This window comes from Sphingomonas sp. NPDC092440 (assembly GCF_044754985.1).
In the GTDB taxonomy this organism is placed as follows: Bacteria; Pseudomonadota; Alphaproteobacteria; order Sphingomonadales; family Sphingomonadaceae; genus Sphingomonas.
Map to the genome: position 1 here is coordinate 182414 of NZ_JBIVQA010000005.1, position 16766 is coordinate 199179.

General features: G+C 67.7%; 13 protein-coding genes, 1 tRNA gene and 1 riboswitch. Of the genes, 7 read left to right on the top strand and 7 right to left on the bottom strand.

Annotated features, from left to right (window positions below):
* Window positions 1–19: 19 nt before the first annotated feature.
* The 3 genes from ACIQCS_RS10505 to ACIQCS_RS10515 form a co-directional block, all read right to left on the bottom strand.
* Window positions 20–1960 (bottom strand): TonB-dependent receptor domain-containing protein, encoded by a 1941-nt coding sequence (locus ACIQCS_RS10505; protein WP_345849964.1) that lies wholly within the window; start codon window positions 1958–1960, stop codon window positions 20–22.
* Between the two features lie 167 nt (window positions 1961–2127).
* Window positions 2128–2351: riboswitch (cobalamin riboswitch) on the bottom strand.
* 368 nt (window positions 2352–2719) lie between these two features.
* Entirely contained in the window at window positions 2720–4069 is a 1350-nt protein-coding gene (locus ACIQCS_RS10510) for an ATP-binding protein (protein ID WP_345849965.1), read from the bottom strand.
* Window positions 4059–4733 (bottom strand): response regulator transcription factor, encoded by a 675-nt coding sequence (locus ACIQCS_RS10515; RefSeq protein WP_345849966.1) that lies wholly within the window; start codon window positions 4731–4733, stop codon window positions 4059–4061. Before ACIQCS_RS10515 ends, ACIQCS_RS10510 begins: the two co-directional genes overlap by 11 nt.
* Before the next feature lie 215 nt (window positions 4734–4948).
* On the opposite strand from ACIQCS_RS10515, the gene ACIQCS_RS10520 reads away from it, so the two are divergent.
* Together ACIQCS_RS10520 and ACIQCS_RS10525 are read left to right on the top strand one after the other, a co-directional pair.
* Window positions 4949–7738, top strand: coding sequence for a TonB-dependent receptor (locus ACIQCS_RS10520; RefSeq protein WP_345849967.1), 2790 nt, complete (start codon window positions 4949–4951; stop codon window positions 7736–7738).
* Between the two features lie 83 nt (window positions 7739–7821).
* A complete protein-coding gene (locus tag ACIQCS_RS10525; protein WP_345849968.1) occupies window positions 7822–9237 on the top strand; it encodes a metallophosphoesterase family protein in 1416 nt (471 codons plus the stop codon).
* Between the two features lie 208 nt (window positions 9238–9445).
* Here ACIQCS_RS10525 and ACIQCS_RS10530 read toward each other — a convergent pair.
* From ACIQCS_RS10530 to folK, 3 genes are all read right to left on the bottom strand, one after another.
* Window positions 9446–9521, bottom strand: a tRNA-Lys gene (locus ACIQCS_RS10530).
* A gap of 37 nt (window positions 9522–9558) precedes the next feature.
* A complete protein-coding gene (locus ACIQCS_RS10535) occupies window positions 9559–9963 on the bottom strand; it encodes a nuclear transport factor 2 family protein (RefSeq protein WP_345849969.1) in 405 nt (134 codons plus the stop codon).
* Window positions 9963–10427: a 2-amino-4-hydroxy-6-hydroxymethyldihydropteridine diphosphokinase gene (gene folK / locus ACIQCS_RS10540; RefSeq protein WP_345849970.1), complete on the bottom strand. Its 465-nt coding sequence runs from the start codon at window positions 10425–10427 to the stop codon at window positions 9963–9965. Before folK ends, ACIQCS_RS10535 begins: the two co-directional genes overlap by 1 nt.
* A 23-nt stretch (window positions 10428–10450) precedes the next feature.
* On the opposite strand from folK, the gene ACIQCS_RS10545 reads away from it, so the two are divergent.
* On the top strand, window positions 10451–11053 hold the full coding sequence (locus ACIQCS_RS10545) for a uracil-DNA glycosylase (RefSeq protein ID WP_345849971.1): 603 nt from the start codon (window positions 10451–10453) through the stop codon (window positions 11051–11053).
* Between the two features lie 2 nt (window positions 11054–11055).
* Window positions 11056–11751 (top strand): aspartate/glutamate racemase family protein, encoded by a 696-nt coding sequence (locus ACIQCS_RS10550; RefSeq protein WP_345849972.1) that lies wholly within the window; start codon window positions 11056–11058, stop codon window positions 11749–11751.
* Window positions 11752–11991: 240 nt separating this feature from the next.
* Here ACIQCS_RS10550 and aguB read toward each other — a convergent pair whose 3' ends face one another.
* On the bottom strand, window positions 11992–12843 hold the full coding sequence (gene aguB, locus ACIQCS_RS10555; RefSeq protein WP_345849973.1) for an N-carbamoylputrescine amidase: 852 nt from the start codon (window positions 12841–12843) through the stop codon (window positions 11992–11994).
* 119 nt (window positions 12844–12962) lie between these two features.
* Here aguB and lnt point away from each other — a divergent pair, with 119 nt between their 5' ends.
* The 3 genes from lnt (at window position 12963) to ACIQCS_RS10570 (ending at window position 16711) form a co-directional block, all read left to right on the top strand.
* The gene (lnt, locus tag ACIQCS_RS10560) at window positions 12963–14501 is read left to right on the top strand and encodes an apolipoprotein N-acyltransferase (protein WP_345849974.1); all 1539 of its coding nucleotides are present in this window, start codon (window positions 12963–12965) and stop codon (window positions 14499–14501) included.
* A gap of 72 nt (window positions 14502–14573) precedes the next feature.
* Window positions 14574–15788 (top strand): methionine adenosyltransferase, encoded by a 1215-nt coding sequence (gene metK, locus ACIQCS_RS10565; RefSeq protein WP_345849975.1) that lies wholly within the window; start codon window positions 14574–14576, stop codon window positions 15786–15788.
* A gap of 179 nt (window positions 15789–15967) precedes the next feature.
* Window positions 15968–16711, top strand: a complete 744-nt coding sequence (locus tag ACIQCS_RS10570; protein ID WP_401530780.1) for an EAL domain-containing protein — start codon at window positions 15968–15970, stop codon at window positions 16709–16711.
* Window positions 16712–16766: the final 55 nt, after the last annotated feature.

Sequence of the window (16766 nt, forward strand, 5' to 3'; positions counted from 1 at the left end):
GCCGCTTCCCCCTTGCGTTTCAGAAGGCGACCCGCACGCCGCCATAGGCGGCCGCGCCCGGCGTCGCGAAGCTGAACACTTCCTCATATTTCACGTCGAACAGGTTCTCGACGCGCCCGAACACCGAGAAGCGGTCGCTCAGCCGGTACTGGGCATTGAGGTTCACCAGCGTGAACGGCTTGAGCGAGACGCGCACCGGCACATAGCTGGGATCGATATAGGCCAGGTCGTCCATGCGGCCGTTGTAGCGCACCGTCAGCGTGGTCGAGAAACGCTCGTCCCTGCTGAACAGCGTGGCATTGACGCTGGCCATGTCGCCGGGGCGGCGAACCTCGGTGACGCCGGCCTCGGTCGCCTTCAGATGGGTATAGGCCGCGTCGATGCGGAGCTGGCGGATCGGGCGCAGGCTGGCGGTCACCTCGACGCCGTGCTGCTTGGAATCGGTGGTGCGATTGCCGGGCGTCGCGGTGTAGCTCGGCGCCGGATAGGTGATGTAGATCTCGTCGTTCAGCCTGGAATCGAAATAGGTCGCGCCGATCGTCGCCTTGCCGTCCCAGAAGCTCTGCTCGATGCCCGCTTCCCAGCCCTTGGACTTTTCGGGCCTGAGGTTCGGATTGCCGATATAGGTGCCGCTGGAGAAGCCGAAGAGCTCGTAATAGCCGGGGTTCTTCACGCCGGTGCCATAGGCGGCATGGACGCGCGTGTCGGTGGGCAGGCGATAGCCGGCCTGGACGCGCCAGGTGGTCGCGTTCGCGAAGCGGTTGTTGTCGTCGTGCCGCACCGAGGCGCCGCCGGTGAAAGCGCCCGCGGTCAGCTCATATTGGCCGACCAGGCCGAGATTGTCGGTGCTGCGCCGGCCGCGGAACGCGTCGAAGGGCGAGCCTGTCGACGGGGTCGTGTTGCGGAACTGCTCGCGTTCCCAGTCGAGCGCGGCGGTCAGGCGGTGGGTGATCGCATCGGTGCCGAAGCGGAAGCTCGAGACGAACGATCCCTTGTAGCGCTGGCCCTTGTCGCCATAATCGACTCCGCCCGGCCTGTAGCCGGTGCGGGTGGTGTCGGCGAACTGGCCCGAAAGCGTGTTGGTCCAGCGGCCGTCGAGCGCGGTCAGCTCGGCGCTGAGCAGGCCGTAGAACGCTTCGTTGGTGAAGCGCACGCCGGGGCTGTCGACCGTGTAGCCGAAGCGCGGGCTGGCGGGATTGCTCTCGCTGTTGTTGGTCTCCGCATCGGTATTGCTGTAGCGCAGCACGCCGGTGACCTTCAGGTTCGCCACGGGCGTCCAGCCCAGCTTGGCGCTGGCGCCGACGCTGTCCGAGCCGATGTCGCGCGTGCCGCCCCGCGCCGTCGGATAGCCCCTGGTGCGATACCAGCTGCCCGAGACCGCATAGTCCAGCGTGCCCGAGGCGCCGGCCGCGCGCGCCGCGCCGCTGAAGGTGCCGAACGAGCCGCCCTCGGCGCGGGCGCTGTATCCCGGCGCCTCGCGGCCCGAGAGCGTGATATAGTTGACCACGCCGCCGATCGCGTCCGATCCGTAGAGCGACGATTGCTGGCCGCGCAGCACTTCGATCCGGGCGGCCGGATCGGCGATCAGCGTGCCGAGATCATATTCGCCATAATAGGGGTCTGCCGCCTCGATCCCGTCGATCAGGACGAGGACGTGATTGGCCTCGCTGCCGCGGATGCGCAGCTGGGTCTGGCCGCCGATCGCGCCGATGCGGCTGACCGCGACGCCGGGCACGTCCCGCAGCACGTCGGAGACGATGCGCGTCTGGCGCTGGTCGAGCGCTTCCGCGTCGATCACCGTGGCCGAGGCGGGCAGGTTCCTGAGCTCGACGCCCTCGCCCGAGCGCGAGGCGGTGACGATGATCGCGTCCTGCGGGTCGGCCGCCTGGTCGGTGTTCTGCGCATGCGCCGGCATGGCGGCGGCGATCGCGATCAGCGAGACGAAACTGGTCTTCAACATGGGTAATCCCCCCTGCGCCCGTGCAACGAGGGCGGGGCCTGCCGCGAACGGCCGATGCGGGCGACGGGCGGGCACTTGCCCGTCGCACGGCACCGAAGCGGCCCCGGCCGCTTGGTCGTCGCTCAGACGGAGAGATACCGTGCCTTGGCCATCCCCTGGACCAGGGCAAGAGCGACCGTTGCGCCGGCAGGTCTCCTGGCTCGCGGGTCAGGGCGCGATGCACGGCCTTCCCGGATCGGTGATCCAGTGGCCGCCCCCTCGGATCGGGGGGCAAGTGCATCGCGCTCGCCGCTTACAGTTGCAGGGACAGCCGCGGAATTGGACGGAAGACCCGTCCGCACCGCATTCCCGTTTAAGCCCCTTTCGGGGCACCGGCGCGATCATGTCGTGGAGGGCGGAGCCGCCCCACGGCGCGGCGCATAGGGCAAATGGCCGGCCGCGCCAAGATCGGTCGCGCGGCTTGGCCGGCCGTGCCGATGATCTGCCCGCTGCCGCCGATCAGGCGCCGCACGGCTTCCGCCGGGATCTCGCTGCTTCCCGCGCTGTCGAGATGGCGGGCCCCCCGGCGCAAGGCCGGGGTGACGAAGCAGGAATATGAGTCCCCAATCCAGGGGCACGCCCCAATCAGCAAACCTCGTCTCAACCAGCAAACCCCGTCATCCCGGCCTTGAGCCGGGATCCCGCTTCTTCCTGTGCTGGCGAGATAGCGGGACCCCGGCTCAAGGCCGGGGTGACGAAGGAAGAATATAAGTCCTCAACCTAGGCCGGTCCCGCGCCCCGGATTCTTATCGTCGCGCGCAATCCCGGCCCTGCATCCCCGAGCTCGAGCTCGCCCTGATGCAGGCGGGCGATCGCCTGGACGAGCGGCAGGCCAAGCCCGTGGCGCGTGGAATTCCGCCTCGCCCCCAGGCGCCCGAAACGGCGCAGCGCCAGCGGAAAATCGGCCTCGGGAATGCCCCGGCCATCGTCGCTTACCGACAGCGACACCCGATCCGCGCGCCGCGCGACCGCGAGAGTCACCGTCGTGCCCGGTCCGTTGTGGTTGACGGCATTCTCGATCAGGTTGATCATCGCCTGCGAGAGAAGCTCCAGGTCTCCCTCGACGAGAATCCCCGGCTCGATATCCGACAGCAGCTGACAGCCCTTGTCTTCCGCCACCGCGGAATAGCTTTCGACGACCATCGCGGACTGTTCGCTGAGGTCGAAAGTCCTGAAATACCGGCGCACCGTGCCGGATTCGACTTCCGAGATCCGCAGCAGCGCCGAGAACAGCGACAGGATGCGTTCGCTGTCCTCGATCGCGGCGTCGACGGTTTCCAGCCCCGGCGTGCCCTCCGGTATCTCCTCGAGCGCCCGTTCCAGCCGGTTCTGCAGATGCGTGATCGGAGTGCGGAGCTCATGCGCGACGTCGCTCGAGACCTGGCGGAGGTTGCCGATCAATGCCTCGATACGGCCGAACATCGAGTTGAACGTATCGGCCAGCCGATCGAATTCGTCGCCATATCCGCTGGGCGTGATGCGGGAATGGAGATGGCCGGCGATGATCGCAACCGCCGTCTGGTTCATCCGATCGAGCCGGCGGCGGATCGCCCGCTCGAACAGCAGGCCGCACCCGATCGCCAGGGCGATCAGCACCAGCGACGCCAGCGCGAAGAGGAGGATCGTCGTGCGCAGCAACGCGGTCGCGGGCGCCGTGTCCGCGGCAACCGTCAGGCGCAGCCCGTCGCCCAGATGGGCAGTGAGCGCGCGGACGGGAATTCCGGCGCCGGCATCGTCGTGAAACACGGTATCCTGCCAGCCGGGGGCAAGCAGGGGATAGCGGCGTTCGCCCGACAGGCGACGGCCTTCGGCGTTCACCAGGACATAGTCGAAGCCGCCGCCGCGCTCGTCGATCTTGTCGAGCGCCTCGAGCAGGGCCGGGTTGCCGCCCTGTCTCAGAAGATGGCGCAGGCTGCCCATTTCGGCCTCGATCCGCGCATCGATCTGGCCCCGGATCGCGTCATGCCCGACGACATAGGCGATGCCCCCCAGCAGCGCCGCGGACACGATCAGCCCGACGACGAAGAGCAGCGTGATCAGCCGGGTTCCGCGCACGCGCCTAGCAATCATCCCGCAGCCTGTAGCCGACGCGGCGCGCCGTCTGGATCGCGTCCGTCGCGAAGCCGGTGTTGAGCTTCTGGCGCAGCCGGCTCATATGGGTTTCGACGATGTTGGTGTCCGGATGGAAATGGAAATTCCATACATTCTCCAGCATCATCGCCTTGGAGACATATCTCCCTTCATGCAGGACGAGCTGCTCCAGCAGCTCGAATTCGCGCGGCTGCAGCAGGATCCGCTGGCCGGCGCGCCACGCTTCGCGGCGCCGGCGGTTGATCGTGATCGATGCATGTTCATAGACGTCCTGAAACGCGCCCTTCGACCGGCGGAACAGCGCATCGATGCGGGCCAGCAGCTCCGCCTGCGCGAACGGCTTCACCAGATAGTCGTCCGCGCCATGCCGGAGCCCTTCCACCCGATCCTCGATGGAGCCGAGCGCCGTCAGCATCAGCACCGGATTGGTGAAGCCCGATTTCCGCAAGCCGTCGACAATGAACACCCCGTCGCCATCGGGCAGGACGCGATCGACGATCAGCAGGTCGAAATGCCCGTTCTTGGCCTCCACCAGCCCGGCCTGCCCCTCCGGCACATGGCGCACCTCGTGCCCGGCACCGGACAGGCAGGCGCCGATATAGTCCGCGATGGCGATATCGTCTTCGATCAGAAGCAAGCGCATCCATCGGCTCTGCCGCCACAACATTACAGTTTTCGGACGGCCTTTCGCCCGGCCGGTCCCGCGCGGCGCCCATCGGCCACGAAGATAAAATTGCCCCAAGGTTGGATGCCCGGCGCGCTATTGTAACCGGTCCGTCACACGCCATTCCTAGCCGCCGGCCCGATAACGGCGGTCCGCTCCCCGTTATTCCGTTCACCAGAATTTCGGGGGTCATCATGAACGCCATTCGTCGTCGCCGCAGTTCCTTCGCGCTCGCCGCATCCGCCATGACGATCGCTTGTGCCGGCATCGTCCCGTCCGCGCTGGCCCAGGATGCCGCGGCACCCGGCCGGGCGCAGGCGAATGCGGGCATCCTGTCCGGTCGCGTGCATGACGAGAACGGCTCGCCCCTGCCGGGCGCGCGTGTCGTGGTGCCGGAACTGGGCAGCGAAACCACCACCGATCTCCAGGGCGAGTTCGTGATGCCGGTGCCGGCGCAGGGCGAGGTGACGGTTCGTGTCGAGTATCTCGGCCGTCCGAACGCGAGCACTTCGGTGGCCCTGGCGGATCGCCGCACGATCGTCGACATCACCGTGCCCCGCGACGCTGCCAGCGATATCGTCGTGACGGGCGCCTCGATCGTCGACAACACCGCGCGGGCGCTCAACCAGCAGCGACAGGCCGACAATACCGTCAGCATCGTCTCGGCCGACGCCATCGGCCGCTTCCCCGATCCGAACATCGCGGAGGCGCTGCAGCGCGTTTCCGGCATCGGCATCGAGCGCGATCAGGGCGAGGGCCGCTACATCAACATCCGCGGCGCGCCGATGGAGTTCAGCACCGTTGCCGTCGATGGCGCGACGGTTGCCGCGGCCAGCCCGACGACCCGGGCGATCGACCTCGACACCATCCCTTCCGATATCGTCGCGAACCTCGAGGTGACCAAGAGCCTGCTGCCCAGCCAGGATGCCGACGCGATCGCGGGCTCGGTGAACATTTCCACCCGCTCGGCCTTTGACAGCAAGGGCTTCCGCCTCAGCGCGTCGGCCGGCGCCAGCTACAATGACTATGGCGGCACGAGCGACAGGCGCGCCTCGCTTTCGGTGAGCAACCGCTTCGGCGCCGACCGACAGTTCGGCGTCCTTCTCGCGGGCAGCTATTCCAAGACGGATCGCCAGCTCGACAATGTCGAGAATGGCTGGGCGGTCAACGCGGCGGGACAGGTCCGCCTCGTCGAAACCCTGTTCAAGGACTATGACACGAAGCGCGAGCGCCTTTCGCTCAACGGCGCGCTCGAATGGCGCCCTTCGCCGGGCAACCGGCTCTATGCCCGCGGCTCCTTCTCCCAGTTCACCGACGATGAATATCGCAACCGCCTGAGCATCCTGTGGAGCGAAGGCACGATGGCCGCGGGATCCACGGATACCCGCGCCACCTTCTCCAACACGCGCATCGAGAAGCAGATCCGCCACCGCGTTCAGCGCAACCAGATCTACACGGGCACGGTGGGCGGCGAGAATCTGATCGGCCGCGGCCGGATCGAATATTCCGCGACCTATTCGGAATCGAAGCAGACCTATCCGCGTCGCGACGAGCTGCTGTTCCGTTCGTCGCTGCGCCCGACGCTCAGCTATGATTTCGCCAATCCGGACAATCCCAGCTATTCGCTGTTCACGACGAACGAGCATCTCCAGTCCGATCGCTACGCGTTCCGCGAGAACGCCTATCGCTCGAACAACACGCTCAACAAGGAATGGGGCTTCTCGACCAAGGTCGAGCTGCCGGTCGATCTTGGCGGCCAGCAGGTGCTGTTCAGCTTCGGCGGCCGCTATCGCGACCGCGACGTCGTTTCGGATGAGGAGCGCTTCCGCGACCGGCGCGCGTCCGCCGCTCCGAGCGGCTCGCTGACGAGCTTCCTGAACGACGAGCGCTCGGCGAACTTCAACTATGATCTCGGCTACAAGATCGATCCGGGCAAGGCGGACGCCTATTTCGACGCGACCAAGGGTTCGTCGGAACGCCGCATCCCGCAATCGATCACGGCCGATTATCGCGCGAGCGAGAAGATCCTCGGCATGTTCGGCATGGCCAAGGCGGAATTCGGCCACACCACGGTGATCGCCGGCGTCCGCTACGAAAGGACCGACTTCCAGGGCTCCGCTCCCACGGTCGCGCTCAACGGAACGGTCGGCAAGGCGAATGTCGATACGGACTATGGCAAATGGTTCCCGAACCTGACGGTGCGGCAGGCGTTCACGCCGGAGCTGATCGGCCGCTTCGCGCTCAGCCGCGGGATCAACCGGCCGAACTTCGTCGACCTGGTGCCGCGTCAGCTCGACGAGACCGACAGCAGCATGACGCGCATCACGGAGGGCAATCCCAATCTGCGGCCGACGCTTTCCAACAATGTGGATGCGGGTCTGGAATATTATATCCGGCCGGTCGGCCTGATCTCGGTCAACGCCTTCTACAAGGACCTGACGGACTATCGCTACACGCTGAGCCGCACCGCCGGCAACATCATCTATGTGCGTCCGGAAAACGCGCCCGACGGGCATCTGGTCGGGATCGAGGTGAACTGGCAGCAGCAATTCACCTTCCTGCCCGGCCTGCTCAGCGGCTTCGGCGTGTTCGCCAACTACACCTGGACGGACGCGGAGATCAGGCTGTCCCAGACGTTTGCCGGCCGCCGGGTGATGCCGTTGCCGGGCCAGTCCAAGTCGAGCTGGAACGCCGCGCTGTTCTACGAGAAGGGGCCGTTCAACGCGCGCCTCTCCTATACCAAGCGCAGCGACTATCTGAACGCGGTGGACGCCAACGACCCGCGGCTCGACCTTTATTGGGAAGGGCGCGGCCAACTCGATGCGACGGCCAGCTATCAGGTCGTGAAGCAGGCCACCGTGTTCGTGGAAGCCAAGAACCTGACCAATTCGCCGGGCGTGCGCTATTATGGCGTGCGTGAGCGCGTCTATGAATATGAGAAGTTCGGCTATTCGATCTTCGGCGGCGTCCGCATCAAGCTCTAGGCGCGTCGTTTCCGGGCTCGGCAGGATCGAGCCCGGAATTGCCTGCGGCCGCCCGCCGCCATTCAGATGCAAGAAAGTATGCCATGCGCGTTCCGAGTGCCTCGCTCGTCCTCTCCGTCCTGCTGCTCGCGGCCGCACCAACGCCCGAGGCGCGCGCGCAGGCCGCGCTTCCCCGGTCCGCCGGCACGCCCTATGCCGCGCGCAACCTGCCCGATCGCATCGTCCTGACGCCGGGGGCGGATCCCACGCAGGAGATGGCCGTCACCTTCCGCACCGATCTCGCCCAGCGCACCAGCGAGGCGGAGATCGCCGTCTCGGTCGACGGCCCGACGCTGTCCGAGCGCGCCGTCAAGGTGATCGGTGCCGCGGCGCCGCGCGAGCAGGGGAGCGCCAACGGCCCGGCCCTGTACCATCAGGTTCGATTTGCGGGGCTCAGGCCGGACACCGTCTATGCCTATCGCCTGAAGGGCAGCGCGGGCTGGAGCGAATGGCTGCAGTTCCGCACTGCCGCCGCCGAGGCGAAGCCCTTCCGTTTCCTCTATCTCGGCGATATCCAGAACGGCATCCTCACTTATGCGAGCCGTGTGATCCGGCAGGCATTCCATGCCAATGGCGGCATCGCGCTTGTCCTGCACGCCGGCGATCTCGCGGCGCAACGCGACGATCTCGACCATGACGACGAATGGGGCGAATGGAACCAGGCGGCGGGATATAATTATGCGATCGTCCCGCAGGTTCCGGCGACCGGCAACCACGAATATGTCGATATCCGGCTGCCGAACGGCACGGAGAGCCGGACGCTCGGACCCTATTGGCCGCTGCAGTTCGCGCTGCCGGCGAACGGCGCGGAATCGGCGAAGGCGACCACCTATCATGTCGATTACCAGGGGGTCCGCTTCATCGTGCTCGACGGCACGTCCGCGATGGACCTCGGCACCATGGACGCCCAGACGCGCTGGCTCGACGCGACGCTCGCCGCGAGCAAGGCGAAATGGAATGTGGTCCTGTTCCACCAGCCCGTCTTCACCTGTGCCCGTCCGAACGACATCGCGGAGATCAAGGCGGCGTGGAAACCTGTGTTCGACCAGCGCAAGGTGGATCTCGTGCTCCAGGGGCATGACCATTGCTACAGCCGCCTGACTTCGGAGGCGGGGCGCGAAGCATCGGCATCGGCGCGCGGGAAGGGCGCGATCCAGGGGCCGGTCTATCTGGTTTCGGTGACGGGCGCGAAGATGTACGCGCTGAACGACCGCGCCGGTACCCAGCCCGACAAGGTCGCGGAGGCGACGGAACTCTATCAGATCGTCGATGTTGCCGGCGATCGCCTCCAGTTCCGGACCTATACGGCATCCGGGAAACTCTATGACGGGTTCGTGCTGGCGCGCGGGGCGGACGGCCGCAATCGCCTGATCGAATTGAAGGAGCCGATGATCGCGGTTCGGACCTGCACCGGCGCGACCGGCCCCGATGGGGGAGCCTGTGTCGCCCGGGGGAAGTAGCGGGAGCGGCTGGGGCGGTGCGTGGCCACGGCCCTGGCCGGCGCTTCGGGGCTTCGGCAATCAAGCGATCAGCTAGGACGGACGACGGGGCCAGTGGCCGGGACCGCGGCGCGCCGGGCGCGGCGTCGTTCCTGATGGCTCGGGGAAACTGCCCGAAAGACCCCGCGCTTCGCAAGGGCGCCGGCCGGGAAGCCGCCAGGCGGGATGGTGGTGGGTCCGCCGGGATTCGAACCCGGGACCTCTCGATTAAAAGTCGCTTGCTCTACCGACTGAGCTACGGACCCACACCAGCGTCGCCCCTAGGCGGCCCGGCCGGGCGGGTCAACGCCGGGCTTCGATCCGCGTCACCTGGACATGCGCGACCTGCCAGCGGCCGTTCGTCCTGCGGAACGTGTCCGCGAAGCGGAAATGGCTGGAGAAGCGCCGCCCGCCCGAGACGCCGCCGAGCACCGTCTCCGCATTGGCCACGCCCGCATCGGGCCCGAGCGACAGGATCACCCGATCGGTCAGCACCAGCGGATCATAGCGGTCGCCCGGCGTCATCCAGCCGTCGATGAACGCCTGCTTGCCCTGCCGCCTTCCCGAGCCGTCGATATAGACCAGGTCGTCCGCGATCATCGCCTCCATTGCGGCGCGGTCCTGGCGCAGCTGCGCCCGGTCGAACGCATCGGCAAAGGCGACCAGGCCGGGATCGGGATCGGCCAGTGCGAGCAATGCCCAGATCATCATTTCCTCCGCAATCGCGCCGCCAGCTGGCGCACGCTAAGCCCGGTCACCGGATCGCGCCAGCCCGCCGCGACCCGCGCGAGCGGCGCGAGCACGAATGCGCGGTCGCGGAACAGGCGGTGCGGCACGACGAGCGCCGGCTCGCCCCAGCTGCCGCCCGACCACAGCACGATGTCGAGATCGATCACCCGCGCGCCCCAGGTCCGTCCGCGCCGCCGGCCGAAATCGCGCTCGATCGCCTTCAGCCGCCGGAGCAGGGCGGGGGGCGCCTCGTCGGTCTCGATCAGCGCGACGGCATTGGCGAAGCGGCGTTTCGAGGGGCCGAGCGGCGGGGTGTGGAGGATCGGGGAGGTGGCGGTGACGCCACCCAGCGCCGCGATCGCCGCCGCGACTTCGCGTGCCGGGCTGCCATGGCGGCCCCACCGGTTGGATCCGATCGCGATGGCATAGCTTGTCCTCGCCATGCCGGGCGGCCTATCGCGCGGAAATGCTCCAGCCAAGCCGCGATTGCCCGCTCTGCCCGCGCCTCGTCACGCTGCGCGAACAATTGCGCGGCGAACATCCCGACTGGTGGAACGCGCCCGTGCCGGCGCTGGGCGATCCCGATGCGCCGATCGCGATCGTCGGCCTCGCGCCCGGCAAGCATGGCGCCAACCGCACCGGCCGCGCCTTCACCGGCGATGCCTCGGGCGAACTGCTGTTCGCGACGCTCGAGAAGTTCGGCCTGGCCGAGAAGGGGGAGCCCAGGGGCGTGGTGATCCTCAACGCAGTGCGCTGCCTGCCGCCGGGGAACAAGCCCGAGCCTGCCGAGATCCATGCCTGCCGGCCGTTCCTGGCGGCGGAGCTCCGGGCGCCGGTGGTGCTCGCGCTCGGGCAGGTCGCGCACCAGTCTGCGGTCAAGGCGATGGGCGGCAAGCTGCCCAAGGTGCGTTTCGCGCACGGCGCCGAGCATCGCCTGCATCGCGGCCAGTGGCTGGTCGATAGCTATCACTGCTCGCGCTACAACCAGAATACCGGCCGGCTCACGCCCGCGATGCTCGAGGCGGTGGTGGCGCGGGCCGTGGCGCTGGCGCGGCCCGGGGGATTTTGACGATGATGAAGACGATCGGCCTGCTCGGGGGCATGAGCTGGGAGAGCTCGGCCCAATATTATGCGCTGCTCAATCGCGAGGCGCGCGCGCGGCTGGGGCATCCGCATTCCGCGCGCAGCGTGATGCTGTCGGTCGATTTCGGGGAGATCGAGCGGCTCCAGCATGCCGGTGCCTGGGATGCGCTGGCCGAGCGGCTGGCAGGGGAAGCCCGGGCGATCGAGGCGGCGGGCGCCGATTGCCTGGTGCTGTGCACCAACACCATGCATCTGGTGGCGGACCGGATCGCGGCGGCGATCGGCATTCCGATGCTCCACATCGCCGATCCCACCGGCGCGGCGATCCGCGCTGCGGGGATCACGCGCATCGGCCTGCTCGGCACCGCCTTCACCATGGAGCAGCCCTTCTATCGCGAGCGGCTGGAACAGCGCTTCGGGCTGGAGGTGCTGCTGCCCGGGGCGGAGGCGCGCGCCGCGGTGCACCGGATCATCTATGAGGAGCTGGTCGGCGGCGTGATCCGCGAGGAATCGCGCGCACGCTATCGCACCGTGATCGCCGAGCTGGCGGCGGCCGGGGCGCAAGGCGTGATCCTCGGCTGCACCGAGATCGGGCTGCTCGTCGGCGACGCGGACAGCGAAGTGCCGCTGTTCGACACGACGCGGCTGCACGCGCTCGCCGCGCTGGAATTCGCGCTGGGCTAGGGCGAATCGACATTCAGGCCAAGGGCGTGGCTTGGCGGGCCAGAACATTTCGAGCCAACCTCCTGCGTCCCCCTGAACTTGTTTCAGGGTCCAACGTGCCACCGGCGATATCGCTGGTGGAGAATTGGATGCTGAAACAAGTTCAGCATGACGGAGGGGAGAGGGCTGAATGCCGATCCCGACCAGGCCGAGATCCGGCGACCAACACGGCCCGTCCGGGCCACGCGCCGCCGTCCGGGCTCAGATGTCCTGCGTCAGCCGCCCGTAGAGGTCCGGCCGGCGATCGCGGAAGAAGCCGAAGGCGGCGCGGTGGCGCCTGGCCAGCGCCAGGTCGAGCGTCGCGGTGATCACGCCTTCCTCCTCGCGGTCCAGCTCGGCCAGGATGTCGCCGCGCTCATTGGTGATGAAGCTGGTGCCGTAGAAAGTCTGACCGTGCTCGGTGCCGACGCGGTTGGCGGCGACCACGGGAACGACGTTCGACACCGCATGCCCCACCATCGCCCGGCGCCACAGCCGTGCGGTATCGAGGCTCTCGTCATGCGGCTCGCTGCCGATCGCGGTGGGATAGAAGAGGATGTCCGCGCCCATCAGCATCATCGCGCGGGCGGTTTCCGGATACCATTGGTCCCAGCACACGCCCACGCCGAATATGGCCTTGTCCGGGCCGTTCCACACCTTGAACCCGGTGTTGCCGGGGCGGAAATAGAATTTCTCCTCATAGCCGGGGCCGTCCGGAATGTGGCTCTTGCGATAGACGCCGGCGATCCGGCCGTCCGGGCCGATCATCGCGAGGCTGTTGTAATGGTGCGGCCCGTCCGCCTCGAAGAAGCTGGTCGGGATGTGGATCCGCAGCTCGGCTGCCAGCGCCTGCATCGCCAGCACCGCCTTGTGCTCGGCGGTCGGCTTGGCATTGGCGAACAGGCCCTCGTCCTCGATCCGGCAGAAATACTCGCCCTCGAACAGTTCGGGGGGCAGCACCACCTGCGCGCCCCGTGCGGCCGCCTCGCGCACATGGGCGGAGACCTTCGCGATGTTCGCGTCGATGTCGTTGGAGAAGGCGAGCTGCAGGGCGGCGACGGTGATCTCGGTCATGGCGCGCCATTTAATGTGGTCGCCGGGGATTGGCCACCCGGTCCGTTCCATGGTTCCAGCCGACGTCCCCACCTTCGCGGGGATGACGAAAAGGGGATGGATCGGTTAAGCACCTCGCGATGCTGTCCCGCCCCCTGCTCGCCGCGCTGGTCGCCGGCTTCCTCTCCGCCACTGGATTCGCCCCGCTCGACTGGTGGCCGGTCATGCTGGCCTGCCTCGCGGTGCTGCTGCACCTGACCTGGCACGCGCCGAGCGCCAGGGCGGCGCTGCTGCGCGGTTGGGTGTTCGGCGTCGGCCATTTCACCCTGGGCAACAACTGGATCCAGCACGCCTTCGATTTCCAGGACAAGATGCCGCCGGTGCTCGGCTATTTCGCCGTGCTGCTGCTGGCGCTCTATCTTGCGGTCTATCCGGCGGTGGCGATGGGCCTGGCCTGGCGCTTCGCCCGCATCGTGAAGGCACGCTGGAACGAGCCGGACCTTGCCTTCGTCCTGGCCGCCGCCTCGGCCTGGATCGTCACCGAATATCTGCGCGGCACGCTGTTCACCGGCTATCCGTGGAACCCGATGGCGGCGATCTGGGTGACGACGCCGATCGCGCAGCTCGCCGCCTTCACCGGCACCTATGCGCTGTCGGGCATCACCCTGATCGCCGCGGGCGCGCTCTATCTCGCCACCCAGCACCAGTATCGCGTGCCGCTGGCCACCGTCGCGCTGCTGCTCGTCGCCGGGTTCGCGCTCCATCCCGGCCGCCCCGCCGAGGACCCGGCGCGCCCGCATGTTCGCGTCGTCCAGCCCAATATCGGCCAGGAGGGCGTCGACCGGCCGGACTATGCCCCCCGCGTCCTCGCCAAGCTGGCCGAATGGAGCGGCCAGCCCGGCAGCGTGCCGCGGCTGGTCGTGTGGCCCGAGGGCATGGTCAACTATTATGTCGAGGACGGCTATCCGCCGCGCTTCTACCAGCAGGGCGATCCGCGCTGGGTGCGCGGGCGGATCGGCGGGCTGCTCGGCCCGCGGGACCGCGCGATGGTGGGGGGCAATGCGCTCTTCTTCGACGGGGACCGGCTGACCGGCGCGGGCAATTCGGTGTGGACGGTGGATCCCGCCGGCATGCTGGGCGGGCGCTACGACAAGGCGCACCTGGTTCCCTATGGCGAATATCTGCCGATGCGCACGCTGCTCGCGCCGCTCGGCCTCGCCCGGCTGGTGATGGGCGAGATCGACTTCATCCCGGGGCCCGGTCCGCGCACGCTCGCCGTCGACGGCTTCGGCCGGGCCGGCGTCGCGGTCTGCTACGAGATCATCTTCTCCGGCCAGATCATCGACCAGCGCAATCGCCCCGACTTCCTGTTCAACCCGTCGAACGACGCCTGGTTCGGCAGCTGGGGCCCGGTGCAGCATCTCGCCCAGGCGCGGCTGCGGGCGATCGAGGAGGGGCTGCCGATCCTGCGCGCCACGCCGACCGGCGTTTCCGCGGTGATCGATGCCCATGGCCGCCTGCTCGGCACGGTAGCCGCGGGGCAGGAAGGCGCGGTGGAAGTGCCGCTCCCCGCGCCCCTGCCGCCTACGCTCTTCGCGCGGCTCGGCAATTGGCTGGCGCTGCTCGCCGCGCTGGCCCTGATGGTGTTCGCGATTGCGTTTCGGCGCTTCGCCCGCTAGGGGCGTGATATAAGGAAAGCTTTATATGGGCATGGCAACGGCCCGGCTTTCCTCCCCACAAGAGGAATTTCCATGCGTTCCAACTATCTCTTCACGTCCGAATCGGTTTCCGAAGGCCATCCCGACAAGGTCGCGGACCAGATTTCCGACGCCATCGTCGATCTGTTCCTGTCGAAGGACCCCGAAGCCCGCATCGCCTGCGAGACGCTGACCACCACCCAGCTGGTCGTCCTTGCCGGCGAGATCCGCGGCAAGGGCATCATGGACACCGAGGGCAACTGGGCCCCGGGCGTGCAGGAAGAGGTCGAGCAGACCGTCCGCGATACCGTGAAGCGCATCGGCTATGCGCAGGAGGGCTTCCACTGGGAGACGCTCCGCTTCGAGAACAACCTGCACCCGCAATCGGCGCACATCGCGCAGGGCGTGGACGCCTCGGGCAACAAGGACGAGGGCGCCGGCGACCAGGGCATCATGTTCGGCTTCGCCTGCGACGAGACGCCGGACCTGATGCCGGCGACGCTCGACTACAGCCACAAGATCCTCGAGCGCATGGCCGCCGATCGCCATTCGGGCGCGGCGCCGTTCCTCGAGCCGGACGCCAAGAGCCAGGTCACGCTGCGCTTCGAGAACGGCAAGCCGGTCGCGGCGACCGCGATCGTCGTCTCGACCCAGCATGGCAAGGGCTATGATGAGGGCGACAAGGAAGCCGAGCTCAAGGCCTATGTGAAGAAGGTCGTCGCCGACCTGCTCCCGGCCGAGCTGCTCTCGGGCGAGACCGAATATCACATCAACCCGACCGGCTCGTTCGAGATCGGTGGCCCGGACGGCGATGCCGGCCTCACCGGCCGCAAGATCATCGTCGACACCTATGGCGGTGCTTCGCCGCACGGCGGCGGCGCCTTTTCGGGCAAGGACCCGACCAAGGTCGATCGCTCGGCAGCCTATATCACGCGCTACCTCGCGAAGAACATCGTCGCCGCCGGCCTCGCCAAGCGCGTGACGATCCAGCTGGCCTATGCGATCGGCGTGTCCAAGCCGCTGTCGCTCTATGTCGACACGCACGGCACCGGCACGGTCTCGGACGACAGGATCGAGGCGGCGATCGCGGGCATCGAGAAGCTGGGCGGCCTCACGCCGCGCGGCATCCGCACCCATCTGCAGCTCAACAAGCCGATCTACAGCAAGACCGCGGCCTATGGCCATTTCGGCCGCAAGCCCGAGGGCGATTTCTTCCCCTGGGAGAAGACCGACCTGGTCGAGGATCTGAAGGCCGCGCTCGCCGCCTGATCCTCCCCCCGCTTCGGCCCGCCGAAACCGACAGCCCCGCGCCGCATCGCCGGCGCGGGGCTTTTCGTTGGGCCGCTTCGTTCCGTATTTTCCCGGGCCATCCTATAAAGCACTGAGCAACCGTAATTCTTCATCAGGAAGGAATGGAAAGGAGCGAGTCGGTGGAGTCGGAGAATTCGATGATGGTTCCGGAAGGCGGAGCGCCCAGTGGCGCCGGCACCGGGCTCGCGATCGCCTTCCAGCCCATCGCCGAGATCGCTGGCGGGCGCATCCACGCCTATGAGGCCCAGGCGCTGCGCGACGGCCTGCCCGCCGCCGGGGATTTCGACCAGCTCTCGGCCGAGCAGCGCCGCGACGTCGATCGCCGCTGCGCGGTCGCGGCGGTGCGCTGGGCCGCGACCGCGGGCTTCGCCAGCTCGGGCGGGCGGCTCGCCATTCCGCTGAGCGCGCCGGCGATCGGCGACCCGGCGGAGCATATCCAGCCGGCGCTGCTCACCGCGCGCCAATATGGCATCGTCGCGGAGCGGCTGGTGTTCACGCTCCATCATTATCAGGCGATCACCAGCTCCGAGCTCGCCGACATCATGCACGTCTTCAACAAGCTGGGCCCGGTCGTCGCCTTTCACGGTGTCGGCCCCAATGAATCGGGGCTCGCCTATTGCGGCAAGTTCGCGCCCCATGCGGTGACGATCGAGCCCGAGCTGGTCAGCACCATCGCCTCCAGCTGGTCGCGCCGTATCGCCATCGAGGACCTTGTCCGCCGTATGCAGAGCCTGGGCCTGCGCATCGTCGCGGCGGGCGTGGACAGCGAGCCGGTCTATGAGCGGATCCGCAGCTTCGGCGTGCCGCTGGTCCAGGGCGCCCATGTCGGCGCGCCGGCGACGGGCAGCCTGCCGCAACCGGCGCTGCGCAACGCCGCCTGATTCGCGCATTTCGCGCGCGATCCAGCACCGGTGACGAGAGAAACAACCGTTTTGG